The sequence below is a fragment of the Methylophilus sp. QUAN genome (assembly GCF_015354445.1).
Classification (GTDB): domain Bacteria; phylum Pseudomonadota; class Gammaproteobacteria; order Burkholderiales; family Methylophilaceae; genus Methylophilus.
The window spans coordinates 238,142-263,088 of record NZ_JADKYT010000002.1 but is presented as its reverse complement, the minus strand read 5'-3'; the positions used below and the strand labels follow the sequence as shown (position 1 = coordinate 263,088).

Annotated in this window: 23 protein-coding genes; 4 read left to right on the top strand and 19 right to left on the bottom strand. The window is 51.3% G+C overall.

Annotated features, from left to right (window positions below; translation table 11 throughout):
- Positions 1–21: 21 nt before the first annotated feature.
- From rfaP to INP79_RS09810, 10 genes are all read right to left on the bottom strand, one after another.
- A complete protein-coding gene (gene rfaP, locus INP79_RS09855) occupies positions 22–855 on the bottom strand; it encodes a lipopolysaccharide core heptose(I) kinase RfaP (RefSeq protein WP_194754116.1) in 834 nt (277 codons plus the stop codon).
- Between the two features lie 5 nt (positions 856–860).
- Positions 861–2,735: a sulfatase-like hydrolase/transferase gene (locus tag INP79_RS09850; protein WP_194754115.1), complete on the bottom strand. Its 1,875-nt coding sequence runs from the start codon at positions 2,733–2,735 to the stop codon at positions 861–863.
- A gap of 33 nt (positions 2,736–2,768) precedes the next feature.
- The gene (locus INP79_RS09845) at positions 2,769–3,449 is read right to left on the bottom strand and encodes an HAD family hydrolase (RefSeq protein WP_194754114.1); all 681 of its coding nucleotides are present in this window, start codon (positions 3,447–3,449) and stop codon (positions 2,769–2,771) included.
- A gap of 69 nt (positions 3,450–3,518) precedes the next feature.
- Positions 3,519–4,148 (bottom strand): bifunctional 4-hydroxy-2-oxoglutarate aldolase/2-dehydro-3-deoxy-phosphogluconate aldolase, encoded by a 630-nt coding sequence (gene eda, locus INP79_RS09840; RefSeq protein ID WP_019882798.1) that lies wholly within the window; start codon positions 4,146–4,148, stop codon positions 3,519–3,521.
- 185 nt (positions 4,149–4,333) lie between these two features.
- Positions 4,334–6,148 (bottom strand): phosphogluconate dehydratase, encoded by a 1,815-nt coding sequence (gene edd / locus INP79_RS09835; RefSeq protein ID WP_194742774.1) that lies wholly within the window; start codon positions 6,146–6,148, stop codon positions 4,334–4,336.
- A gap of 257 nt (positions 6,149–6,405) precedes the next feature.
- Positions 6,406–8,142 carry a carbamoyltransferase gene (locus INP79_RS09830; RefSeq protein WP_194754113.1) on the bottom strand — a complete coding sequence of 579 codons (1,737 nt, stop codon included), beginning with the start codon at positions 8,140–8,142 and terminating at the stop codon, positions 6,406–6,408.
- A 27-nt stretch (positions 8,143–8,169) separates the two neighbouring features.
- A complete protein-coding gene (locus INP79_RS09825; RefSeq protein WP_194754112.1) occupies positions 8,170–9,636 on the bottom strand; it encodes a lipopolysaccharide kinase InaA family protein in 1,467 nt (488 codons plus the stop codon).
- Positions 9,636–10,511 carry a 2OG-Fe(II) oxygenase gene (locus INP79_RS09820; protein WP_194754111.1) on the bottom strand — a complete coding sequence of 292 codons (876 nt, stop codon included), beginning with the start codon at positions 10,509–10,511 and terminating at the stop codon, positions 9,636–9,638. Before INP79_RS09820 ends, INP79_RS09825 begins: the two co-directional genes overlap by 1 nt.
- On the bottom strand, positions 10,508–11,317 hold the full coding sequence (locus tag INP79_RS09815) for a glycosyltransferase (RefSeq protein WP_228519851.1): 810 nt from the start codon (positions 11,315–11,317) through the stop codon (positions 10,508–10,510). The genes INP79_RS09820 and INP79_RS09815 overlap by 4 nt, the downstream gene beginning before the upstream one ends.
- Before the next feature lie 15 nt (positions 11,318–11,332).
- The gene (locus INP79_RS09810) at positions 11,333–12,115 is read right to left on the bottom strand and encodes a lipopolysaccharide kinase InaA family protein (protein ID WP_194754109.1); all 783 of its coding nucleotides are present in this window, start codon (positions 12,113–12,115) and stop codon (positions 11,333–11,335) included.
- Positions 12,116–12,223: 108 nt separating this feature from the next.
- On the opposite strand from INP79_RS09810, the gene INP79_RS09805 reads away from it, so the two are divergent.
- A complete protein-coding gene (locus INP79_RS09805; RefSeq protein ID WP_194754108.1) occupies positions 12,224–13,099 on the top strand; it encodes a lysophospholipid acyltransferase family protein in 876 nt (291 codons plus the stop codon).
- Between the two features lie 24 nt (positions 13,100–13,123).
- Here the strand turns inward: INP79_RS09805 and INP79_RS09800 are convergent, their stop codons facing one another.
- Together INP79_RS09800 and INP79_RS09795 are read right to left on the bottom strand one after the other, a co-directional pair.
- On the bottom strand, positions 13,124–13,828 hold the full coding sequence (locus tag INP79_RS09800; RefSeq protein WP_194742767.1) for a type 1 glutamine amidotransferase: 705 nt from the start codon (positions 13,826–13,828) through the stop codon (positions 13,124–13,126).
- 3 nt (positions 13,829–13,831) lie between these two features.
- The gene (locus INP79_RS09795) at positions 13,832–14,374 is read right to left on the bottom strand and encodes an rRNA large subunit pseudouridine synthase E (protein WP_194754107.1); all 543 of its coding nucleotides are present in this window, start codon (positions 14,372–14,374) and stop codon (positions 13,832–13,834) included.
- Between the two features lie 10 nt (positions 14,375–14,384).
- On the opposite strand from INP79_RS09795, the gene icd reads away from it, so the two are divergent.
- The gene (gene icd, locus INP79_RS09790; RefSeq protein WP_370583254.1) at positions 14,385–15,623 is read left to right on the top strand and encodes an NADP-dependent isocitrate dehydrogenase; all 1,239 of its coding nucleotides are present in this window, start codon (positions 14,385–14,387) and stop codon (positions 15,621–15,623) included.
- Positions 15,624–15,708: 85 nt separating this feature from the next.
- Here the strand turns inward: icd and INP79_RS09785 are convergent, their stop codons facing one another.
- Entirely contained in the window at positions 15,709–15,912 is a 204-nt protein-coding gene (locus tag INP79_RS09785; RefSeq protein WP_013441419.1) for a cold-shock protein, read from the bottom strand.
- A gap of 348 nt (positions 15,913–16,260) precedes the next feature.
- Here INP79_RS09785 and pilB point away from each other — a divergent pair, with 348 nt between their 5' ends.
- Both pilB and INP79_RS09775 read left to right on the top strand, forming a co-directional pair.
- A complete protein-coding gene (gene pilB, locus INP79_RS09780) occupies positions 16,261–17,982 on the top strand; it encodes a type IV-A pilus assembly ATPase PilB (RefSeq protein WP_194754106.1) in 1,722 nt (573 codons plus the stop codon).
- 39 nt (positions 17,983–18,021) lie between these two features.
- Entirely contained in the window at positions 18,022–19,245 is a 1,224-nt protein-coding gene (locus tag INP79_RS09775) for a type II secretion system F family protein (RefSeq protein WP_194754105.1), read from the top strand.
- Between the two features lie 60 nt (positions 19,246–19,305).
- Here INP79_RS09775 and INP79_RS09770 read toward each other — a convergent pair whose 3' ends face one another.
- From INP79_RS09770 to INP79_RS09745, 6 genes are all read right to left on the bottom strand, one after another.
- The gene (locus INP79_RS09770) at positions 19,306–20,040 is read right to left on the bottom strand and encodes a DsbC family protein (RefSeq protein WP_228519850.1); all 735 of its coding nucleotides are present in this window, start codon (positions 20,038–20,040) and stop codon (positions 19,306–19,308) included.
- A gap of 42 nt (positions 20,041–20,082) precedes the next feature.
- On the bottom strand, positions 20,083–21,291 hold the full coding sequence (locus INP79_RS09765) for an FAD-dependent monooxygenase (RefSeq protein WP_194754103.1): 1,209 nt from the start codon (positions 21,289–21,291) through the stop codon (positions 20,083–20,085).
- Positions 21,281–22,450: an FAD-dependent monooxygenase gene (locus tag INP79_RS09760; RefSeq protein WP_194754102.1), complete on the bottom strand. Its 1,170-nt coding sequence runs from the start codon at positions 22,448–22,450 to the stop codon at positions 21,281–21,283. Before INP79_RS09760 ends, INP79_RS09765 begins: the two co-directional genes overlap by 11 nt.
- A gap of 45 nt (positions 22,451–22,495) precedes the next feature.
- Positions 22,496–23,797, bottom strand: a complete 1,302-nt coding sequence (locus tag INP79_RS09755; protein WP_194754101.1) for an aminopeptidase P N-terminal domain-containing protein — start codon at positions 23,795–23,797, stop codon at positions 22,496–22,498.
- An 87-nt stretch (positions 23,798–23,884) separates the two neighbouring features.
- Positions 23,885–24,652 (bottom strand): DUF2927 domain-containing protein, encoded by a 768-nt coding sequence (locus tag INP79_RS09750; RefSeq protein ID WP_194754100.1) that lies wholly within the window; start codon positions 24,650–24,652, stop codon positions 23,885–23,887.
- Complete coding sequence (locus INP79_RS09745; RefSeq protein WP_194754099.1) at positions 24,645–24,875, bottom strand: DUF3820 family protein; 231 nt, start codon at positions 24,873–24,875, stop codon at positions 24,645–24,647. Before INP79_RS09745 ends, INP79_RS09750 begins: the two co-directional genes overlap by 8 nt.
- Between the last annotated feature and the right edge of the window lie 72 nt (positions 24,876–24,947).

The following is a 24,947-nucleotide window of genomic DNA, read 5'->3' as shown; positions in this document are numbered from 1 at the left end:
GCCAAATCGTAGTGGCAGCGCTTACATGGCTACGCCACTACGTAATTTCCTCTGATATTTGATATAGAGCTTTTGTGCCCGGGTACGCACGGCTTGCCATACTGAAGCCCCCATCTGGACACGCCAATCCTGAACTGGCCATGCCGAATAGTAATGCTTGTAAAAAGTCAGCCAGTCGCCACGACTTAACCCCGCATCCATAGCCGAGAAATACAAAGCAGCCAGGTCTTTGATTTGCATAGGCACAGAAGGCGGACGATGTATTTCAACCCTGTGCAAATCGAGCACATATAATGCAGGAGGCCATTGTCCATCGTCTTGACGTTTGAAGCAAAAATGGCAAATGTAAAAATCGCGGTGATAAATGCCATGTGCATGTAGCTTACCGGCAATCTCAGCCACCTGTCGAATCAGTGCCCGTTTATACTGCAACCGTGGCCGCTGTGTCTGCCAGTTAATGGCAACATCCTCCAGCGTGACAATATCCCCCAGATCTTCGGTCATGACAAAAGAGCGCAAGCTTGCTGGCAAACAGCCCTGCACACCATGGGCGACATATGGGGTTGTTGGAATATTCAGGTCAGTCAGCGCTTGAATCGCCGCTACTTCATTACTCGCACTGACGACTGGACGCTTAAACGTCATCCAGTTCTTTAAAATCTCCATCCAGCCCACGCCATTGTGGCGCTTAATAAAATAGTAGCGCTGCCCGAACTTAACCTTGACCGTCTGCCTGGTCGCAACGGCTCTGAAGACCTGTCCATCAATATGCATGAGGTACTCAAACAGATCAGGCCGCGCCAGCATGTCTGGTGGAAGCGGATTGTCAGCAGCAAAGTCCACCTGTTGTTTCATGGTCATCAGTCTTTAAAGCTTGCCATAAAACGTGAACAATTTTTAATCGCCTGCAACAATTGCGGCTGATGCTCAGCGGTCAAGGCAGCCTGTTGTTCAGTATCTAACACTTCATCATTACGTCCTGTAGGCACATAATGCTTGATCCCGTTTTGTTGATAGGCGATGCGATATTTCATGTCGTTCGTCAACACACCGATGGTTCGCCAGTCGCTTACAACGATAAAATCACGTTGTTGCGTCTCGTAAATATTACGGCCCAATGAGTAGCTGTTGGCATCAACAGGGGCTCCCAGGGCTTGTAGTAGCGTAGGTGAAATATCCAGATGGCTGCTCACATGATCGATCTCGGCATGCGCACGACCAGGCATCCACACGACCATAGGCACATGCGTTTGCTCTTCAACAAAGGTGGAATTATGGCCCCAGTTGCCTTTCTCAAGAAACTCTTCGCCATGATCACCGGTAATGATGATAATCGTATTTTCCAATAGGCCCTGGCTACGCAATTCTTCCAATACACGTCCAATTTGCATATCTATCCAATGCGCCGCATTAGAGTAGCGATTCTTGAACTCCCCGATCCTTGGCTGCAAAGAGGCTCGTGACATCCCCCAATAATTCACATCACCCAAATAAGGCGAAGCAACAACCGCCTGGTCAGGGAAGTCATACCGGGCATGGGTAGATTCAAAAAAGAAGAAACTCATGAAGGGTTTACTACGGTCTCGCTGTTTTAGAAAAGCAATTTGCTGGCTTGCATTCCACTCATCCCGCTGCCATGGACTCATGCTTTCATCTGCTTCATGCAAATCTGCCAACGAAAATTTGGCGAATAAGGTTTTATTAAACTCAGGGTAAGAGAATTTTGCACTGGTGCGCAAATCAAACTGATAGCCCAGGGACTGTAATCTATCCATCAGCAAGGGCGATTGCTGAGCATGCAAGAAGCTGGACCAATAAGAGCCATATAAGCCGTAAAACATGCCAAACAGCCCTTCCCGTGTACCATTGCCACTGGAATAATGCTGCGTGAATAAGCTACCCTGCTGACCAAGTTGCCAACTATTAGGCATGATTCCAGGCGTTAGCCTGTCCCAACGCAGGGATTCCGCAGCGAAGATCACAATGTTCGGTGGATGATTTACCGACTGATAATTAATGGCTTGCAATGGGTAATGCAGCCTTGCCGTATCCACTGACAGGCGATGATCATGTCGTCGCTCAATATCCATACCGTACCGAGCTGCTAACGAGCGTATCAACACTCGCTGATAAAAGGGATATACGTCTGCCGTATCTAACACTGCACCAATATTCTTCACATCGCTAATGCCATAAATCAGCCCCTGAATCACAAATAAGATGGGGGCTAATATCCAGATGACAATCGCAGAGATTCTGGCAAGCTTGAATTGTGTATAACGTACACTGGTGACCCAGAAAATGGTTTGAATCAACGCAACCAATAAGACAGAACCAACAATCGAGACATAAGTACCGCCACTGGTGCCCAACGAAGCAAGGCCACCTTTGGTCGTCATCAAGTTCCAGATGAAGCCATTGAAGTGGAAGCGATACAAATCATAAATCATCAGATCCGATTTGATAAACATAAGCCCGGTGCTGGTCAGCACAATTGCCAGCACAGCCAGCAATCGGGGATAAGCTCTCAGAAATAAACTCGCCAGCCACGCAGGCAATACAGCAATCAGGCTATAGAGAAACGCATAAAAGCCCCAGGCTGATAAATGGAAAAACCACGACAGACTGGTTGCTGCAGCGACCCCTTCAGAGAAAAATCCCCAGGTCACCCACAACATATGCAAGGTAGTGAGTAATAAAAAAAGCCGGAAAACGGCATTGTTGGATGGTTTCATCGCGTAAACTTTCATCGCGTAAACATGGCGAAGTTAAACTAAGGCCTCGTACGGGCGCAATTCGAGATGATGACACACCGTGACTTGATGTTCCTTACAGTAAGCTTTCCAATCCGGCATATCGGTCCAGTCCGCAACGAAAATAAAGTCCAGCCCAGCCCCTGTCGATGCCTGGTGGTCAAAGCGACTATCGCCGATAAACAATGCGGGAAACTGTATGCTGCCATCGGCAATCAAGCGAGCCAGATGCTCGTTCTTTTTGGTCGGGCCGCCATAGATGCCCAACTCAAACAAATTATCCAGTCCACGCCGCGGAAAAATATTTCTTAGCTCTTCCTGATCGCCGCCTGACATCAGCATCCACTTGGCCTGTGACGTCTTCTGCTTTAAATCCATTAAAGCCGGTGCGACTTCGCATTGCATTAAGGTCTCATCCAGAATCACGGTAAACGTATCCATAAATGCCTGGAACAGTTCCGGCGTCAACGGCTGTTTGATGATCTCGGTAATGTAATAACGGATCTTATCATTACGTGGAATGCTGCCCAGTTTGATGTGATAATCCACGAAAGCTTGTGCTTGCGCATCGTTGCCGCCCATTCGTTTAGCCGTATTGTAGTAGGCATCGACTTTGGTCTGGTTACTGTTGAGGACAACTCCATCGCAATCAAGCACGATGGTTTTGTAAATTGAAAGGTCTGGGCGTTGGGACATAGGCTGGATAATAAAAAAGGCTTGTATTGCTACAAGCCTTCATTATAGACGATTTGCTATGCGCTTCGCTTATTTGGCTGCCACGATCGCTGAAGCTTCCTTCGCCAGTTTGGTGATGTGTGCCCAGTCTTTATTGGCCACAGCATCTGCTGGCGTTAACCAGGTACCGCCACAGACAACCACGTTTGGCAGTGCCAGGAAGTTAGGCGCGCTTTCAACGCTCACACCACCGGTGGGGCAGAATTTCACGTCAGCAAACGGGCCAGCAAAGCCCTTGAGCAGGTTGATGCCGCCCACAGCCACCGCTGGGAACAGTTTCAAGAAGTAGTAATCATCGGCATTCGCCATCATGATTTCAGAGCCGGTAGACACGCCTGGCAACAATGGCAGGCCGATTTTACGGGCAAATTGACCCAACTCAGTGGTATAGCCTGGGCTGACTGCGAACTGACAACCGACATCTTTAGACGCTTGTGCATCTTTCAGGTTACGTACAGTACCGGAACCCAAAATCGCGTCAGGCACGTGCTTGGCAATTTGTTCCATGGCTTGCAGGGCCACTGGTGAGCGTAATGTCACTTCCAGCACTTTCACGCCACCTTCAAGCAAGGCTTCTGCCATCGGCACGGCATCTTCCACTTTGTTGATGACAATCACCGGAATTACCGGGCCATGATTCGCTAACTCTAATGTGCTCATAGTCTCTATCAGTTTGTATAAAATTTCAGAAGCTTCAAGTGGCCTATTCACGCACACTTAAAGAATTATTTTTTACTGGAATACATTAAACTTTGATAATCAAGCGATAACGCGACGTACGAGCGCAGACAGTACAATGAGTACGGCAAGCGAGTACAACAAAGTTAGCGCTTAATTTGCAAAGTTTACAACCAGGTAACCGCACCTTCTTCGGCCGACAGCACATTGCGGCGCATACCACCAAACAACTCACGGCCCAGGCCATGCGCATTGTAATGACGCTTGGCATCGCTAAGCTCTTCGGCTTCACGTTCAGCCCAAGTATCTTCGTCTACCAGCACGTTCAGTTGGCCGACCGTACCGTTCAAACGAATAATGTCACCATTGCGGATTTTGGCAATTGCGCCACCGGCACTGGCTTCTGGACTCAGGTGAATCGCCGCTGGAATCTTGCCAGAAGCGCCACTCATACGGCCATCGGTCACAATCGCTACGCGGAAGCCCTTATTCTGCAACACAGCCAATGGCGGTGTCAGTTTATGTAACTCTGGCATACCGTTGGCTTTAGGGCCCTGGAAGCGCACGACAGCAATAAAATCTCTTTCCAGCTCGCCACGGTCAAAGGCTGCCAGCAACTCTTCTTGTGCATCAAACACAATGGCTGGGGCTTCAATGATGTGACGATCTTCAGGCACCGCAGAAATCTTGATCACGCTACGACCCAAGTTACCCTTGAGCAAACGCAAGCCACCAGATTCGTTAAATGGATGCGCAGCCGTACGCACGATAGTTTCATCGCCGCTTTCTGCTGGATAATCGGTCCACACCAGTTTATCCGCTGTTTTCTCAGGCTTTTTACCGTAATCACGCATGCCACCACCGCTCACGGTGTAGACATCCGGATACATATAACCGCCTTCGATCAGCTCACGGATCACGAAACCAGGGCCGCCTGCGGTCTGGAATTCGTTCACATCAGCCTTACCGTTAGGGTAAACGCTGGCCAGCAAAGGCGTCGCCTTGGCTAGGTAGTGGAAGTCAGTCCAGTCAATGATAATACCGGCCGCTCGCGCCACCGCTACCCAGTGGATCAAGTGATTGGTAGAACCACCAGTGGCCAGCAAAGCCACCATGGCATTGACAATGACATGCTCGTCGACCAAACGGCCAATTGGTACAAACCTATCCTTCTTGGTGTTCTGAATCACCATGCGCACAGCTTCACGCGTCAAATCTTCACGCATGCCATCATGTGGATGGATAAAGGCCGCACCCGGCACATGCAGACCCATGGCTTCCAGCAACATCTGGTTACTGTTGGCCGTGCCGTAGAACGTACAGGTACCAGCACCGTGATAAGCCGCAGACTCACTCGCCAGCAACTCTTCGCGGTCACACAGACCTTGCGCGTATTTTTCACGCACTTTGGATTTGGAGGTGTTATCAATCCCCGTGCTCATCGGGCCCGCGGGCACGAACACGCATGGCAAATGACCAAAATGCAGTGCGCCGATCAACAGGCCTGGCACGATCTTGTCACAGACGCCGAGCAATAAAGAGGCATCAAACACATCATGTGACAAAGCAACCGCAGTACTCATAGCAATGGTGTCGCGGCTGAACAGGCTCAGCTCCATGCCTGGTTCGCCCTGGGTAATGCCATCACACATGGCTGGCACGCCCCCTGCCACCTGCACGGTTGCACCATGCTTACGGGCTTCATCACGGATAATATCCGGATAGTTCACGTAAGGCTGGTGTGCAGACAGCATTTCGTTGTAAGCCGTAACGATCCCAATATGGGTTGGTTTCTCGGCATAAATCTTGAACTTGTCGTTTTGTGGCATCGCCGCAAACGCGTGCGCCACGTTGGCACAGCCCAGACGATCCGGGCCTTTTTCACGGTTCAGGTAATCATCAATACGCTGCAAATACGCCTTACGGGTCGGACGGCTACGCTCGATGATGCGTTCTGTTACTTCAATGTGAGATTGTTTCATTGACTATCGCTCAACTGTGTTTTAACTACCTGATGAACTATCCTGATGAACTGCTTTGAACTTGCTATTTAGTCACAGTTTAGGGTCGTAATATATATGAATCCAAACAGGTTCCCTACCTGCGATTATCGCCAAACTGGTGCAAGACGTCAAACTGAATTACCAAATTTGATTGTTTTTTTAGAGGATTCAATGACTTAAAACAATATACACCATTTGGCAAAACCAGCTTGAAGCGACACGCTTCAAGCCAGTCTTCAGGCAGATTTGGTGACCAGGATATCTTCCAGCATGAGATATTCGAGATCGCAGCCATAGAACATGTTCAAGGCATCGGTCGGGCTGCAAATCATCGGCTCGCCGCGGCGATTGAGCGAGGTATTGAGTACCACGCCATTGCCACGCAACTGCTCCAGATGCTCAATCAGCGCGTAATAGCGCGGATTGGTCGCTTTGGTCACAATCTGCGCACGCGCGGTGCCATCTTCATGCACCACTTCCGGAATACGCGCTTTCCAGGCCGGGTTCACATCAAAGGTGAATGTCATGTATGGCGCTGGATGCTCGGTTTGCAGGATATCCACCGCAATACGGTCCAGCATGCTGGGACAGAATGGCCGCCAACGTTCACGATATTTAATCTGCGCATTGATGCGGTCAGCCACACCCGGAAAACTCGGGTCGCCCAGAATACTGCGACAGCCTAATGAGCGCGGGCCAAATTCCATACGGCCCTGGAACCACGCCAGTGGATTCCCTGCCGCCAGCAATTCAGCCGCCTTGCGCGGGCCATCTTCGACACGGGTAAAAACAGGCTTGGCCGGATGTGCCTCACAGGCGGCGATACACTCTTCGTTAGTGAACGCCGGGCCCAGGTAGGCGTGTTCCATCTTATGGATGGTTTCACCTGCCAAATGTGCAGCATAAGTTGCTGCGCCGAGGCTAGTGCCGTTATCGCCAGAAGCCGGTTGCACAAACAACTCTTTCACGTGCGGCAAGGCAATAATGCGTTGATTCAGTTTTACGTTCAGCGCCACACCACCTGCCATCACAATCTTGCCGGTTTCGCGGATGATGTCGCCCAAGTAATACTCAATCATCTGCAATGCCAGGTCTTCCAGCAGCTTCTGCACGCTGGCCGCGTAATGAATATACGGGTCATCGATTTCATCGCCTTTACGCTTGGGGCCCAGCCATTCGATGAGCTTGGGCGTAAAGTAATAACCTTTGGATTTACCATCGGCATCGGTCTCTTTATAACGGCGCAAGCCCACCACATTGACATATTCGGTGTTAATGATGAGTTCACCGTTTTCAAATTTGGCCAGGCGACTCAAATCATACTTCGTCGGATCGCCATACGGTGCCATGCCCATGACTTTAAATTCGCCATCCAGCATTTCAAAGCCGAGAAACTCAGTGATGGCGCCATACAGACCACCCAGCGAATCCGGGTCATAGAATTCTTTTATTTTGTGAATCTTGCCATTTTCGCCATAGCCGAAAAAGGTCGTGGCGTACTCACCTTTGCCATCAATGCCAACAATCGCTGTTTTTTCTTTAAACCCGCTTAAATGATAAGCGCTGGAGGCGTGCGCCAGATGATGCTCCACCGGCACATATTTAGCCTTGGTCAATCCCAACTCCGCCATCAGTTTGAGCGATTTATCGCGGTTGCGGCGGAAACGGCGGTTACCGTTGAAAATCGCATCCAGTGCGCGGTCCGGCGCATACCAGTAGCGTTTGGCGTAATGCCAGCGCGCAGCTGACGTCAGTGGGATTTCACCATAAGGAAAAGCGACAATATCCACCTGGTCCGGTGTAATTCCAGCCTGTTTCAGGCAGAACTTGGAGGCTTCGTAAGGCCAGTGATTCTTGGCGTGCTTGTCGCGAATAAAACGCTCTTCTTCCGCCGCAGCGACAATCTTGCCGTCCACTAAAATGGCGGCAGAAGCGTCATGCCCCAAGGCACCGGATAAACCTAAAACAATCATGCAGAAACTCGCGTAATGACTAAATAATTAAATGGAAATGCCCGCCAGTTTGAGTGGCGTATGGTCCTGATAAATCAGGCTAAACGACTTTACCAGCGCATTATACAGGGAAGTATCGGCTTGCCAATTTTGCAACAGGCGGCGGATATCTTTGGCATGTGCGCGCAACGCCATTTGCGTACGGCGGTGCTGCTGCATGCTATCCAGGTCAATGACGACAATATCGCCCCGATCTGTCACTTGTAGATTACTGGCCTTCATGTCGCCATGTGACACCTTGAGCAAAAACCACTGGTAACACAATGTCACCAGTTGCTGGACCACATGCTGACGCAGCGCTTCATCTTGGCACTGCTGAAAAAAAGCCTGTGCATCCGGCCAGGGACTATAAGCAGACACGAAATAAGCACGTCCGCGTATGCCGCAATAACGGCGCTCATACATCAACAAAGGTTGTGGCGTCAGCATACCGTAATACTGCAGACGATGGGCATTGCGCCACGAGGCGGCCGCACGACTGGGGCGCCACGCGCGACCCAGGCCATGCAGCCAATTCTTGATGTTATAACGCTTGATGACCACCGACTGGTCTTGCAGATGCGTATGCACAACGGTGCAGGTGTTGCCTGGTTTTAATACCTGACCAACATGCATGGCCACTTCCAGCGCAGGCAAGTCGGTCACATGCAAACCGCCTGTGGTACTCACGGCTTGCGCACTCTGGCTAGTTTGCTGCCAGGTCACATCGCTGCAGGTACGGAAAATCTTGCGCGTCACATAACGCTCGACTTCTTGTGCTTTCATTTGCTTCGCCCAGGCCAATAATGTCGCAGGGACTAATGTAGCCTGCCAGCCGCGCGCAGCATCGTAGGCTGCCAGCAATGGCGCCACCCAGGCATGTTGATCCAGCACTTGGATTTTAGAGACTAACTCAGCCAGTTGGCGATACGCACGATGCTTGCTCAACGTCGCTTGCTGGATACCATCGCCATCCAGTGACCACACCTGGCCATCGGCCAGCAGGAAATTCTTCAGATGCAAGTCGGTTTGTATCAGCCCGGCAGCATGTTGTGCCGCCAACGTTTGCACCAGTTGCTTGAGCAATGCCAAACCTTGCACAGATGGTAGCGATTTATACAGCACATCCGCATTATCGGCAGGCGCAATCGCAGCATAAATCAAGACACGGGCGCGCTGGTCAGCAGACTCGCCCTGCCATAGCAAGGCGGGAGTCGCCAGGCCTGCCTGTGTGAGCCAGCCTACCCCTTGCGCGTCACGCGCAGCGTATTTCGCGGCTTGTGCCCCCACAAACACCTTGGCAAAGACTGCCTTGCCAGACCACTGCGCACGGAATACCCAGCGCCGCTGCGGCAACACACGCACAGCCGTCAACTGCGTCAGCGCAGTCTGGCCAGCCAGCCGGATAGCGCCGGTAGCAGCATCCACCACTTCACACAGGACAGGCGCGATGATCGCGTCAGGTATTGCACCCATTAGCGGGATTTCCACCACTGCGTGAGTTGTTGCAGCCAGCCTGATTGGTCAGAGAATAACTTTTTCGCGCGTTTATCGCGTTTTTTCATCATTTTTTTGACTTGCGATTTGGTCGCTGCATCGTCATGCGGTCGCGCCACATACAAGGTATGACGTGACTCGCCTTCAGCGTTAGGAATAGGCAAGGCCTGGTAGTAATACAGCGCAATCGAGCGGCGCGTCACGCCGTCCGGCGTCGTTAACGGATCTGGATGCCCATGAAAACTGTCAGCATCGGTATTAAAAATCACACAGCGGTTAAACACAGGCGCCACCGTTTGCTGCTTGGCTTGCATTTGCCTGTCCCACAGCTCGAGATTGCCGCCATACTCCGGCAACCAGTCCTGATTCAGATACACCAGCATATTCACGCGGCGGTAAAGCTGTAAGCCTTCATTCACCTGAAAATCGGCATGAATACCCAGCAAACCTCCTGCCGAGGTCTCATGCAAGCCGCCACCGGCAAAATACGGGTCAGGCAACAGCCCTTTCATGCCTGTTAACGCCTCAATAAACTGCAACATCGGGGCAGAATTGAATAAGGCAAACGCCGCACGCAGGGTTTCGTCACAGTCATACGGTGAAATCTGCCGCTTGTGCGTGCCGCCATAGCCTTTTTCATAGACTTTGTCATGCGCCTTGGCATCTTGTGGAAAGTGGTCCAGCAGCAACTGCGTAAACGCCGTGGGAAAAATATCGTCGATGACAGCATGCGGAAAAGGTTGCGCCTGCGCATAATCCTCAGACAACAGGCTTCCTATGTCTTTGGCCTGTTGCGCATCTAGCGTAAAACCATGCGCCATTTCAATCGGCAATACCCCGTCTGAGATCGTCATTTTGTCTGTTCCTGCTGTGACTGTAATTGTTTAAGCATGGCCTGTTTGCGCTGCAAACGGCGGTTCTGCGCCGTATAACCACTCACCAGGCCCACCGTGCCAGCCTCGACATGGTCAAGATAGCGGAATAACCTGGCAGGCGACATGCGCTCGATGACATAACCTTGTGCTGCCAGCTTGTCTTGCAGCACATAGCCTGGAATTTGCTGTTCCATATAAAACCGGTAACCCAGGTGCTTCATCAAACCCACGTTCCACAAAGCGAAAAAGCTTTTAATGTAAGGTTCAATATAAGGCCTGGCCTGGCGTGCAGGCAAGCCCATGCGTTGTTTCAGGCGGCGGCTGTGGTATTTGAAAAAACCGGTAAACGCGCGCCAGAACAAACGTACATGCCCGCGGTTTAACTGATGCAAGCAACCGATGGCGGCAATATGAGGCTGACGTTGCATGCGCTGCAAACACTCAATAAAGATTTGCGGCTCATAAATAAACGTATCGGTATGCATCAAAAACAGATAGTCCGACTGAATGGCACCCAAAATCAGGTCCAGGCCTTCGCCATGCGCGGCAAATCCCTGCTCCTTGCCAGGCGACGGGCGCTCAATCAGGTGTATCCAATCGAGACTGCGCAAATAAGCAGTACTTTCGTCGGCGGAGTCGTTATCTACCACCCACACGTCCACCCTATTGGCATCCAGCGCGCCACTGTCAAAATGGCTTTTGAGGAGATTCAAACAAGTGCGGGTCAAATCCAGTGTTTTGTAATTGACCAGCCCGATACTAAATCTTGGTAAAGTGTGTTCCATAGGCATACTTGTCTGTTAACGCTTGCTACGCTGGGTAATGCGTTTGAGTAACTGCTTATCACATCGGCTTAAAGGGCGCGCAAATGCCTCTCCGTGCAAATACTGTTTAAAAAAATACAGGCGATCGCTGTCCGCCAAGCCTTCTGTATGGCGGTGCAGCGCGGCCAAATCGAATCGCGCTCGACGCCAGGCACCCAGGCTTTTCCTGGCTTTTTCCAGGTCAATCAACGCCACTTGCGCAGTGATGTCATCGGCTTGTACAAAAATATGTTTGGGATACAAGGCGCGGTGCACCCAGCCCAAATCGTGAAAGCGGCGGATCTGCCTTGCAATCGCACGCAAGTATTGCCTGCGCAGAGCCTGGGGTTGCTTCAGCAGGCTTGGCAGCCATTGCTCCAAATCAACAAATCCATGCAGATTTTCCGTGACTAAAATGGCGCGCTGGTTGCCTGCCTGTAGCGACTCGGCATACATCAGCACTTTAGGCGCCGGAATACCCGCGGCAGCCAAGGCCTGCAAACGATGAAACTCACGCCTGAAAGTAGGCTCACCAACCCATGGGTGCTGCCAGGTGCGGCGACCATGATTTTGCTGCTTTTTAACAAACACGGTGAGTGCAGGCTGACCTGCCAGCGGCAATACCAGCTTACCAACACCACTCCAGCCACCACGGCGCTGGTTAGGCGCTTCAAACCAGTCAATCTCGCGTGTCCACCAGTCATCAAACGCATTCAGCCCATGCTGTTGCAATGCCGCCTGGCAGGTGGGCTCTTGATAATGTGGCTGGACGAGTTTCAAAATAAGCAGTGTTGAAATAAATTGTGCAGATGCGGGTTTTTAAACCACATTTTGTTAACATACGGGCTAATCCCGAATTTTAACAGAATGCGTTTATAAATTAGTCTCATGTTGCTGTTTTTCTGTAAAACCGTGGCCTGCCTGCCACTCTCCTGGGTACATCAACTGGGCGCTTTTTTCGGCTGGCTATCTTACCTGACGGACAAAAAAAGCAACGGCATCGCCCTGGCCAATATCCAGCAAAGTGGCCTGGCGGCTGATGATGCCCAAGCCCGGCAACTGGTCAAAACCAGCCGCATCGAAGCGGGCAAGGCCCTGATGGAAACATTTTTCATCTGGGGAAGCCCTGCTGCCAAGCTGCTACCGCTGATACAGCAAGTGCATGGCTGGGAACATGTGACCGAAGCGCAAGCGCAAAAGAGAGGGCTGATATTCCTCACGCCGCACCTGGGCTGCTTTGAAATCACCTCGATTTACTACGGCGAACGCGCGCCGATTACGGTTTTGTACAGACCGCCAAAACTAGAATGGTTGAGCGAACTGGTGGTCAAAGGTAGGGAAAAAGGCAAAGTAGAGATGGCGCCAGCCAATGCCAGCGGCGTGAAAAAACTATTGCAGTCGTTGAAATCCGGCCTCGCCATCGGCATCTTGCCAGACCAGATCCCCAGACAGGGCGAAGGCGAATGGGCGGACTTTTTTGGCAAGCCCGCCTATACCATGGGGCTGGCCAGCAAACTGGCTACCAAGGCCGATGCGCTAGTGATTATGGCCTTTGGTGAGCGGCTACCCGCAGGCAAAGGATTCAATATCCACCTGACAAAGGTGGATGACATTAGCACGCCCACCCTGCTCAACCAAGCGATTGAGCGTCAGGTGGCACAATGTCCGGCGCAATACTTATGGCAATATAACCGCCACAAGCAACGGCGCTACGCGCTGCACAAGTTGGAAAAAGCCCAACCAGACCTGGCTGAGCGCGAGTAGTCGAAACTGTAGACGAAACTAGACTTAAGCCAGGCCCTGAATCCAGCGGCTGTACACTTTATCCGCCACCTGGTGCAGCACGTCACAATCTTCTGCCACCTCTGCCAGCATGGTATCCGCCGATTGTACCGCCGGACTAGCCGCCGCACTGGCGATGTCATTCTTCCATTGTTCGGTCCACACTTTGACCATCTCTGGTGTCATTTCAATATGGCACTGCAAGCCTATATGCTTGCCCATGACATAGGCCTGATTGGCGCAATAGGGGCTGGATAACACGTGCGTCGCCCCTGCTGGCACCGTAAATGTTTCGCCGTGCCAGTGAAAACTGTTAAACCCTTGCAGATCGCCAAACCAGTCGCGCGCGGCAGCATGATCAGCCACCTGCACCTGTCCCCAGCCGATCTCCTTGACCGGATTCTTGCTGACGACACCGCCCAGTGCTTTACTGATTAACTGCCCACCCAGGCAATGCCCAAGCAAAGGCACATCTTTGTCTACCGCCTGCCGGATTAATTGCAGCAACGGCGGAATCCACGGCAAGTCATCATTCACACTCATGGGGCCGCCCATGAGCACGATTCCGCTGTAATCGTCGACCGACGTCGGTACCGCTTCGCCTTTATCAATGCGCACTTCGCACCACGGAATAGCATGCCGCGCTAAAAAAGTGCCCAAATAACCAGCACCCTCGCAGCAAGCGTGTCTGAATACCACCACTTGTTTCATGATTTACCTTACTAAACTGACTTTCTCATATTGCCCAAGCAAGATTCCGTCCAACGTATACGGGCCAATCGCATAACGGATCAAACGCAAGGTTGGAAACCCCACGTGGGCGGTCATTCGCCGCACCTGGCGGTTCTTGCCTTCACTTATCTTAATCTCCAGCCAGGTGGTGGGAATATGCTTACGCTCGCGAATCGGCGGTTCCCGTTGCCACAATTGGTCAGGTTCAGCGATGATTTTGACCTGCGCAGGCCGCGTTACAAAGTCACCCAGGTCTACGCCCTGTTGCAATGGCATCAAATCTGCTTGTGTAGGAGCACCTTCGACTTGTGCCCAATAGGTTTTGACCTGTTTATGCTTGGGATGACTTAAACGATGTTGCAATCCGCCGTCATCGGTTAGAATAAGCAATCCTTCAGAATCGGTATCTAACCGCCCGGCGGCATATACGTTGGGAATCGGAATATAGTCCTTGAGCGTCGCGTGCTTCTCATGAGCAGTAAACTGGCAAACGACGTTAAAGGGTTTGTTAAACAGTAATAACATGGAAAGTGCTATGTCTAAAATCAAGGTGCCTGCGACCGGCAGCAAAATCACCGTCAATGCTGATAATACCCTAAATGTTCCCGACCAACCTATTATCCCGTTTATCGAGGGCGATGGCATTGGTATCGACATTACGCCACCCATGATCAAAGTGGTGGACACTGCGGTTGAAAAAGCCTATGGCGGCAAACGCAAAATCTCCTGGATGGAAGTCTACGCCGGTGAAAAGTCTACAACGGTCTATGACAAAGACACATGGTTATCTGATGAAACCATGGCGGTGCTGAAAGACTATGTCATTTCGATCAAAGGCCCATTGACCACGCCTGTTGGCGGCGGCATCCGTTCATTGAACGTGACCTTGCGCCAGGAACTGGATTTATACGTTTGCCTGCGCCCTATCCAGTATTTCACTGGCGTGCCTAGCCCGGTCAAGCATCCGGAAAAAACTGACATGGTGATTTTCCGTGAAAACACCGAAGACATTTACGCCGGCATTGAATGGGCGGCTGGGACTGAAGAAGTGAAGAAAGTGATTAACTTCTTGAGCGATATGGGCGTACGCAAGAAAATCCGCTTCCCAGAAGCTTCTGCGATTGGTATCAAACCAGTGTCGATTGATGGCAGCAAGCGCCTGATCCGTAAAGCGATTCAATACGCGATTGATAACAACCGCAAATCTGTGACCATCACCCACAAAGGCAACATCATGAAGTTCACCGAAGGTGGCTTCCGTGACTGGGGCTATCAACTGGCTAAAGAAGAATTTGGTGCCGAGCTGATTGATGGCGGCCCATGGTGCAAACTGCCGAATGGCATTGTGATCAAGGACTGTATCGCCGATGCCTTCCTGCAAGAAATCCTGTTACATCCGGAAGATTACGATGTCGTGGCTGCCTTGAACCTCAATGGCGACTACATGAGTGACGCGCTGGCGGCACAAGTTGGCGGTATCGGCATTGCCCCTGGTGCCAACTTAAGCGACACCGTGGCCATGTTTGAAGCCACGCACGGCACGGCACCTAAAATCGCTGGTAAAAACTTGGCCAACCCAAGCTCACTGATTTTGTCAGCAGAAATGATGTTGCGCCATATGGGTTGGGTAGAAGCAGCCGACCTGGTCATCAACGGCGTGGCCAAAGCCATTGCCAGCAAGCGCGTGACCGGCGACTTTAGCAGCCAGATGGAAGGCGCTACCCAAGTTGGTACGGCCGAATTTGGTGACGAGATCATCAAGCAAATGTCCTAATAGATTGCCGGCTCACCGGTATCAGGCATAAAAAAACGGCTCGCAATTGCGAGCCGTTTTGTATTTTTTACCCCTAAAACAAAAATTATGCTTTTTGTATGTTGGAGGCCTGTTTCCCTTTTGGACCTTCAGTCACATCAAAGGATACACGTTGACCTTCTTTCAAGCTTTTATAACCAGATTCAACGATTGCGGAGAAGTGCGCGAACAAATCGTCACCACCGTCATCGGGAGTAATGAATCCAAAGCCCTTAGAGTCGTTAAACCACTTTACGGTACCTGTTGCCATTTTACTTCCTTACTTTTTTACTTAACAGGGAGGCGCCCCAAAAGTTTGTCTCAAGTACTCCAGTCGCAATTAACAAGCTTTGCTTTACTTAAAGACGGCTACAAAAAACCTGAACCCAAACGCCTTAAGGATTTATAAGTTAGCATTATTTAAATGTCAAGCGTATTTTTGTATCTTTTAACGAAAGCTAAAAAATCCAGTTAAAATTTGTATAAATGCTGCATGAGAGCCCGTCTTTTCAACGATTTGAATCTGGAATGGCCCACGTATACTGAGGTAAAAAGTATAGTTGTATCAGTACATTAACTGACCTATTTCACTGTTTAGAAGACACGCTTAAAGACATCTATGGCAACACTGGAAAGTTCACGGAAACTGGGAGGCATGGCGCGCATGCTGGTGCAATCTTCGCTCATGAGCGAAGAGGATGCCGCCGCTTTACAGGAAAAATCCCTGGCACAAAAGGTCAGCTTTCTATCCGCGACGCTGGCACAAAAAAAGATTTCCGCTAAAGATATTGCACAAACCGCTTCAGATGCCTTCGGCTTCCCGTTTCTAGACCTGGACGCACTGGATCAGGACTCCCTGCCTGACAAAACCATAGATATCAAACTCATGCAGTCGCACCGTGTATTGCTGCTGCAACAAAAAAGCAATGTGGCTTACATTGCGATTTCTGACCCGACCAACCTGCACTCTCTGGACACCATCCAGTTCCAGATGGGCGCCACGCTGTTCCCGGTGGTGGTGGAAGATGACAAGCTGGGTAAATGGATAGATAGAGTCGTCGAATCCAAAGACACCAGCATGTCTAGCCTGAATACAGGCGGCGATGACTTTGACCTGGGGCTGGAAGAAAACAGCGAAGAGCAGGAAGTTGAAGTGTTGCAGGAGGTGGATGACGCGCCAGTCGTCAAGTTCCTGCAAAAAGTGCTGATGGATGCCATCAATATGGGCGCTTCTGACCTGCACTTTGAACCTTATGAAAAGTTTTACCGCATTCGCTTCAGGGTGGACGGTGTGTTAAGGGATATGTCGCAGCCGCCATTGGCGATTAAAGAAAAACTGGCCTCGCGGATTAAAGTGATCTCCAATCTGGATATTTCTGAAAAAAGAATTCCGCAAGATGGCCGCATGAAGCTGATTCTGAGTAAAACGCGCGCCATTGATTTCCGCGTCAGTACCTTGCCACTGATTCACGGCGAAAAAATTGTGATGCGGATTCTGGACCCGACCAGCGCCACGCTGGGCATTGAAGCGCTGGGCTATGAACCTGAGCAGCAAGCCTCGCTGCTCAAGGCCATTCACCGTCCGTATGGCCTGGTATTGGTCACCGGGCCAACTGGCTCGGGTAAAACCGTGTCGCTGTACACTTGCCTGAACTTGCTTAACGACCCAGGCGTGAATATCTCTACCGCTGAAGACCCGGCAGAAATTCCGTTGCCCGGCATCAACCAGGTCAACGTGAATGACAAGCAAGGCCTGACTTTTGCCGCCGCGCTAAAATCCTTTTTGCGCCAGGATCCTGACATTATCATGATTGGTGAAATTCGCGACCTGGAAACCGCGGACATGGCCATTAAAGCAGCCTCTACCGGTCACATGGTGTTATCCACACTGCATACTAATGATGCACCAACCACCTTATCGCGGCTATTGAATATGGGCGTCGCCCCCTTTAACATTGCCTCAGCCGTGACGTTAATTACTGCACAACGTCTGGCCAGACGCTTGTGCAAACATTGCAAAGTGCCGCTAGATGTCCCGCAGGAAGCGCTGCTCAAAGTAGGCTTCACAGAAGCCATGCTGCACGGCGACTGGCAACTCTACGGGGCGAAAGAAGGCGGCTGTGAGCACTGCAATAATGGATATAAAGGCCGCGTCGGTATTTACCAGGTCATGCCTATCAGTGAAGCCATGGCGCAGATTATTATGTCTAACGGCAATGCGCTGGATATTGCGGCACAAGCAAAAAAAGAAGGCGTGAAAGACCTGCGGGAATCAGGCCTGCTCAAGGTGAAACAGGGCTTAACCTCGATTGAAGAAGTCGAAGCCGTCACCAACGAATAATCTTGGTGACTCAATCAACCTCATTTTTAAGAAAACACTATGGCGACTGGCAATATCAAACAATCGGTGTATCAGTGGGAAGGTAAAGACCGCAAAGGCAAGCTGGTCAAAGGCGAAATGCGCGCCAATGGCGAGGCCGTGGTGAATGCCACCTTACGCCGCCAGGGCATTACGATACTCAAGGTCAAAAAACAAAGCGCACTGGCCGCCAAAGGCAAAGTCACAGAAAAAGACATTACTTTGTTTACACGCCAGCTCGCCACCATGATGAAAGCGGGTGTGCCTTTATTGCAAGCGTTTGATATTGTTGGCAAAGGTCACCACAATCCTGCCGTATCCAAGTTACTGGGTGATATCAAATCTGACGTGGAAACCGGTAGCAGCCTAAGTGCGGCATTCCGCAAATATCCTTTATATTTTGACCAACTGTTCTGCAACCTGGTCGGCGCTGGTGAACAGGCCGGTATTCTGGATAGCTTGCTGGAGCGTCTGGCCACATATAAGGAAAAGATTCTTGCCATTAAAAGCAAGATCAAGTCTGCACTGGTCTATCCCGTTTCCATCATTGTCGTCGCTTTTATTATTACCGCAGTGATTATGATTTTTGTGGTGCCCGCCTTTAAAGACTTGTTTAGCAGTTTTGGGGCCGATCTGCCTGCACCTACAGTCATCGTCATCAATCTGTCCAATTTCTTTGTCGCCTGGTGGTGGGCTATTTTTGGCACACTGGGCTTTGGCTTTTGGTTCTTTTTCTACACCTGGAAACGCTCAGAAAAAATGCAAGCGACCATGGATCGTTTAATGCTGCGTATGCCTATTTTTGGTGAGCTGATCCGCAAGGCGACCATTGCCCGCTTTGCCCGTACACTGTCGACTATGTTTGCAGCCGGGGTACCGCTGGTGGAAGCCTTAGATTCTGTCGCTGGGGCATCTGGCAATAAGGTTTATTTTGATGCGACCAAAAAGATTCAAAGCGAAGTCAGTACTGGCACCAGCCTCACCGTCGCCATGCAAAATGCCAATGTATTTCCTAGCATGGTGATCCAGATGACTGCCATTGGTGAAGAGTCCGGCTCATTAGACGGCATGCTGACCAAGGTCGCTGACTTCTACGAAGGCGAGGTAGATGACGCTGTCGCAGCTATCTCCAGCCTGATGGAACCCGTGATTATGGTGGTGCTTGGTGTATTGATCGGTGGCCTGGTCGTTGCCATGTATATGCCTATCTTCAAAATGGGCAAGGTGGTCAGTGGCGGTGGTTAAATCCAGCGCGCACAATAAAAAAGGGGCTATGAATAGCCCCTTTTTATTTAGGTATTGGAATTACTTTTTAGCTGCCTGTAACGACTTTTCAATTTCGTCGTAAGGCTGGGCACCTAACATGCGCTTACCGTTTTCAAAAAACAGCGTTGGTGTGCTGTTCACACCGACTTTATGTGCCAGCTCACCGACTTTTTCCAGTGGCACTTCACACTTGGCTGTTGTCGTCGGCAGCTTGTTATTCAAAATCCAGTCCTGCCAGGCTTTAACACGGTTGGTCGCACACCAGATGCTGCGTGATTTATTGGCCGCATCCGGGTGTAATTGCTCAATCGGATACAAGAAGGTATAAATCGTCACGTCATTAATATTGCTGAGTTCTTTCTGCTCCAGGCGTTTGCAGAATGGGCAATCCACATCAGAAAATACCACCAACTTGCGGCTGCCGTTGCCTTTGACCACTTTAATCGCCTGATCCAAGGGTAACGTATTGAAGTCGATCTTGGTCAACTCATCCATGCGTTCACCAGTAATGTCTTTTTTGCTTTTTGGATCCACCAGGCGGCCTTCAGCAATCAGGAAACTGAACTTGTCATCGGTGTAAATGATTTGCCCGCCCATAAACACTTCGTACAAGCCCGGATATGGCGTTTTGGTCACACTGTCGACCTTGAATTTGGGATAAGCGCTTTCTACCAGTTTTTTCAGGCTGGCTTCGTCGGCAACACTGTTAAAAGACCATAGCGCGGCCAAGGCAAGCAAGCCACCCATCACACACTGGCCGATAGATTTTTTCATGACATACTCTTTCTCAAACATGCGCAATCGCTCTCTGCCACATCAGCCTTGAGTCGCTGCGCGAATTAAAAAACGTTTAAGCATAGCACTGTTTTCCACACCACGTAAGCCTAGCAGGGCAGCATGTGTCCACACGGCTTGCGGACGCGCAAACAAGGCATCCAGGCCACGAGTCAGTGCATGCATCTTTAAAATATCCGGCTGCCGCGTACGCATCACATGCCGTAAAAAACGTGCATCGCCTAACGGCCGAACAGCAGGCAATTCGGCAACCTGCGCGCACAGCGCCTGTACATCCTGAAAGCCCAGGTTAACGCCCTGCCCGGCCATCGGATGCACCTGATGCGCGGCATCGCCTAATAGCATCACTTGTGGCAACGCCATGGTATCGGCTGTGTTCTGCATCAGCGGGAAAGCCAGCACTGGGCCACTCGGCGTTAACTGCCCAAGTGGCTGACCACTACGCTCAGCCACTTCTACAGCCAAGGCCTCGGCGGACAAGACCTGTTTTTGCTTGGCAACCGCATGCGGCAATGCCCAAACCAATGAGACCTGTTGTTGCGGCATGGGTAGTAAAGCCAGGGTTTCGTGTTCGCCAAACCACTGCCTGGCAATATTGCCATGCGGACGTTCAGCTTTAAAATTCGTCACCAGCGCCGTTTGGGCAAAATCCACTTGTTGCACACCCACTGCACATTGTGATCGCACCCAGGACCGCGCACCATCCGCGCCTAACAACAAGGAGGCTTCAACTTCATGCTGCGGCAAGGATAAACGCACCATATGACCGCAATGTTGCAATGACTGCGCCGGGGCGTCGGTGATCACAGTCACCTCAGATTCGGCCAATACCTGCCAGCAGGCATGTATCAATGCCTGGCTTTCAACGATATAGCCCATCTCAGGCAGATGCGCTTCATCCGCACTCAGGCTCAAGCTAGGCGTGGCATGGTGATGTGTGGGCGACCATAAATGCATGGCCGCAATCGGATTGAGACGGCTGGCAGGCAGGCGTGACCACACGCCCAGCTCGCGCAGCCAATTTACAGTTTGATTGGTCAGTGCATAAATGCGGGCATCCCAATGTGCCACGTCACTTATCCAGCCTGCTGGCAATGACTGTGCAGGCTTGGCATCGTTCAACACCACCTTTTTTCCCAGGCGAGACAAGGCAATGGCCGCCGTCAGGCCCACCAGGCCTGCGCCCACAATCGCGACATCGGTTTTAATCAAAGGGTTTTCAACTGCCATAACTCATCTTGTTCACCAGGAAACGCCGCGCCATCGGCAATAGGCTGAGCGCTCCCAGTCCCGCGCCACGCAACAGGCCGACACCGACCAGGTCATTAGAAAACACATTCACCAAAAAGTCGGTAAATTGCAGGCCACGGCCTGTATCGCGCTGCCGTGACTGGTGATACTCCGCCAGGCGGTGTGCTGCGCCCCATTCACTGGCTTGTGTTGCAGCCACGTTTTTGGCTAAGGCTACGGCATCGCGGATGCCGACATTAAACCCTTGTCCGGCCACCGGGTGCATGGTTTGCGCCGCGTTACCAATCACCACGCAATGCGCGGCAAAGGTTTGGCCTAATTTACTGAGTTTGAGCGGAAACCTGAATCGTTTCCCTGCATGCAAAAATTTGCCGACGCGGTCACCAAAGGCTTCATGCAAGGCTTGCAGGAAAGCGTCATCATCCAGCGCGGCGATCTCATCCAAATACGCCTGCTCACCCGTCCATACCAGTGAAAACTGCTGCCCGTTGGGTAGCAATGCCATCGGCCCGCGAGGCGTAAAACGCTCATAGGCAATATTGTGGTGTGGCTGCTCGGTCTGCACCAGGCCAACCAGCGCATCATGCCCATAATGCTTGGTTTCACGCACCAGGCCAGGAATTGCTTCCAGGCTGCGGCCGCCATCGGCAATCACGGCTAAAGGCGTCGATAGTTTTTGTACGACACCATCAACTGTCTGATATTCAACCTCAGTTGCGCTGGCATATACATCCAGCCCCGTCACCGGCACCTGATATTGCATGGTGATGCCTGCTGGCGATTGTTCAAGCCGCGCATCCAGCGCCTGCATCAAGGCGCCATAAGACACCACATAACCCAAGGCAGGCAAATCATGTTCCTGCGCTTTTAGCAGCGTGCGGCCAAAGCCTTTTTGCTGCGAGACATGAATAGTTTCAATCGCCGTCACGGCCGTTTCTAACTGCGCCCACACACCCAATTGCTCTAATACCTGGCGTGTGCCGAAAGACAAGGCCAACGCGCGGCCATCGCCATACATGGCGCCAGGCGACTGCGCCTCTAGCACCGTCACTGGCACTCCGGATTGTTGCAGGGATAGCGCCAGCACCAGCCCGACTGGGCCGCCGCCTATCACTACCGGATGGTTTATGGTTTGCATCACACTGACTGCCTTTGATTCCATCTCAATCTATACTCAAATCGCTTATGCGTGCTGACGCATGAGCGCTTCAATATCGTCCACGGTCTTCACCGCCGCCGAGGTGATCACCTCATGTCCATTGGCGGTCACCAGCACATCATCTTCAATCCGGATGCCAATATTCCAGAAATGTTCAGGCACATTGTCTGCCGGACGCACATAGCAGCCAGGTTCTACCGTTAACATATTGCCTGATTGCAGCATGACCCAGTCACCATCAGCGGTTTTATACTCACCGGCGTCATGCACATCCAGTCCCAGCCAGTGACCGGTGCGGTGCATATAAAACTGGCGGTAACTGCCGGTTTCCAGCACGGCATCACGGCTGCCCTGGCACAACCCATAATGGATAAAGCCATCCACCAACACATCCAGTGCCGCCTCATGCGGTGCATTCCAGTGATGCTGCGGGCTCACGCTGGCAATGGCTGCCGCCTGTGACGCCAGCACCAATTCATACAAATCTTTTTGTGGGCCACTGAAACGGCCGCTCACCGGAAAAGTACGTGTAATATCAGAGGCATAACCATCCAGCTCGCAACCGGCATCAATCAGCAGCAATTCGCCCACTTGTAACTGGGCGTTATTCGCGTTGTAGTGCAAGGTGCAGGCATTCGCGCCGCCTGCCACAATACTGGTATAAGCCGGTGCTTGCGCGCCCTGGCTATAAAACGCATGTAAAAACTCAGCCTCGATTTCATATTCCCACTTGCCCGGAATCACCGCCTGCATGGCACGGTTATGCGCGCTGGCCGCAATACTGGCCGAGCGGCGCATCACCTCAACTTCGTAGGGGGATTTAAGCAGACGCATGGCATCCAGCGGTTGACGCACATCAATCAGCTTGGCAGGCGCCTGCACGCCGGTGCGGGCTTGCGCCTTGACGGCATTCAGCCAAGTGCTGACTTTCGCATCCCAGCCCGCATCACTGCCCAGGCTAAAAAACAATTCTGGCTGATTCGCCATCAGCTTGGGCAACTGTTCATCCAGCTGCGTGATGGAGTAGGCTTCATCAAAACCGAATTCTGTTTTGGCAGCCTCTGGTCCATAGCGGAAACCATCCCAGATTTCGCGATCCACGTCTTTGTCACGGCAAAACAGGATACTTTTCGGCTCTGGTCCGGCAATCAGCACCAGTACAGCCTCAGGCTCTTTAAACCCGGTCAGGTAATAAAAATAACTGTCAAAGCGGTAAGGATAATGACTGTCACGATTGCGTGTCACTTCTGGCGCGGTAGGAATCACCGCGATACCGGCTTGCATGCTGCTGATCAGTTGCTGGCGACGACGGGAAAATTCTTGCATGGGAACACTCAAGGCACATTCTGAATAGGTGGGAATTGTAGCGTATTTGGTTGGCAATTGCAGGAATGGTTCCAGCCAGAAGGCTGGTTAGAAGCCCATCATGTCATATAACTCGGATTGCCGGACATTTTTTTCGGCAGATTGTATGGTGCCGTCGCTTTGCCATTGTTGCAATTGACGCGCCAGGATAGGCTGCACCTGCCCGGCGCGCATGCCGGGTTTGATCGCCGGTAGATACAGCATTTTCAGCAATAAGGCATCGAGGCCGGTTAATAATGACTCTGGCGTTTTATCGTTAAACACCGAGGGATAGACTTTTTCTGAATCATTCGGCAAGCCCATGGCTTGGGTGATTTCTTCCACAATACAAGACACCAGCAAACCACGCTCATTCGCATGGTCCACAGGAATGACCACCCAGGCGCGCTTGATGGCATTTTGTGCATCCAGGGTGAGGCCAAACATGCACATGGCATCGGCGGGCGGCTGCCTGCTTTTATGGCTACTGACTTGTGCAACCTCTTGGTGCCACTGGGCAGACTGACTAAATACGACCATCATATTGGCTTCTGCTGCGTTGGCCGCAAAACTGATCGGGTGACCGGTAATTCTCGATAAATGGCGCAGATGATAGTGCGTCAGTTTTGTGTGTGTGTCCGCTTGGTCTGCATGATGTACCAGCCACACCTTAACAGGCTGCTGCCATTTACGCACAACCTGCTCGCCCGCCACATATTCACTATGCAACGCCACCTCATTGAATGCCTGCTGCAAGTAATCAGGCGATTGCCATGCCTCATCAGCATGCACAGCCTGCGTGGCCAGCAAGCAGGAAAACAGCATCAACCTAATCATGATACTTGCTTGCCTCGGTGCGCAAAGGCGTCAGTAACGAAGACAGTCCGTTATGGTCAATTTCACGCATCAGGTGCAGTAAGCGGCCAAGCTCACCCGGCGGAAAGCCTTCACGCGCAAACCAGTGCAGGTAATGGCCAGGCAAGTCAGCAATCAGCCTGCCCTGATATTTGCCATAAGGCATTTTCAGGGTCACCAGTTGCATTAAATCTTCATTTTTCATAAGCCATGGAATTAAAATTAATTAAAAATATCAATATAAATAATGGGTTATTAACTTTCTTTCGCGTCTACC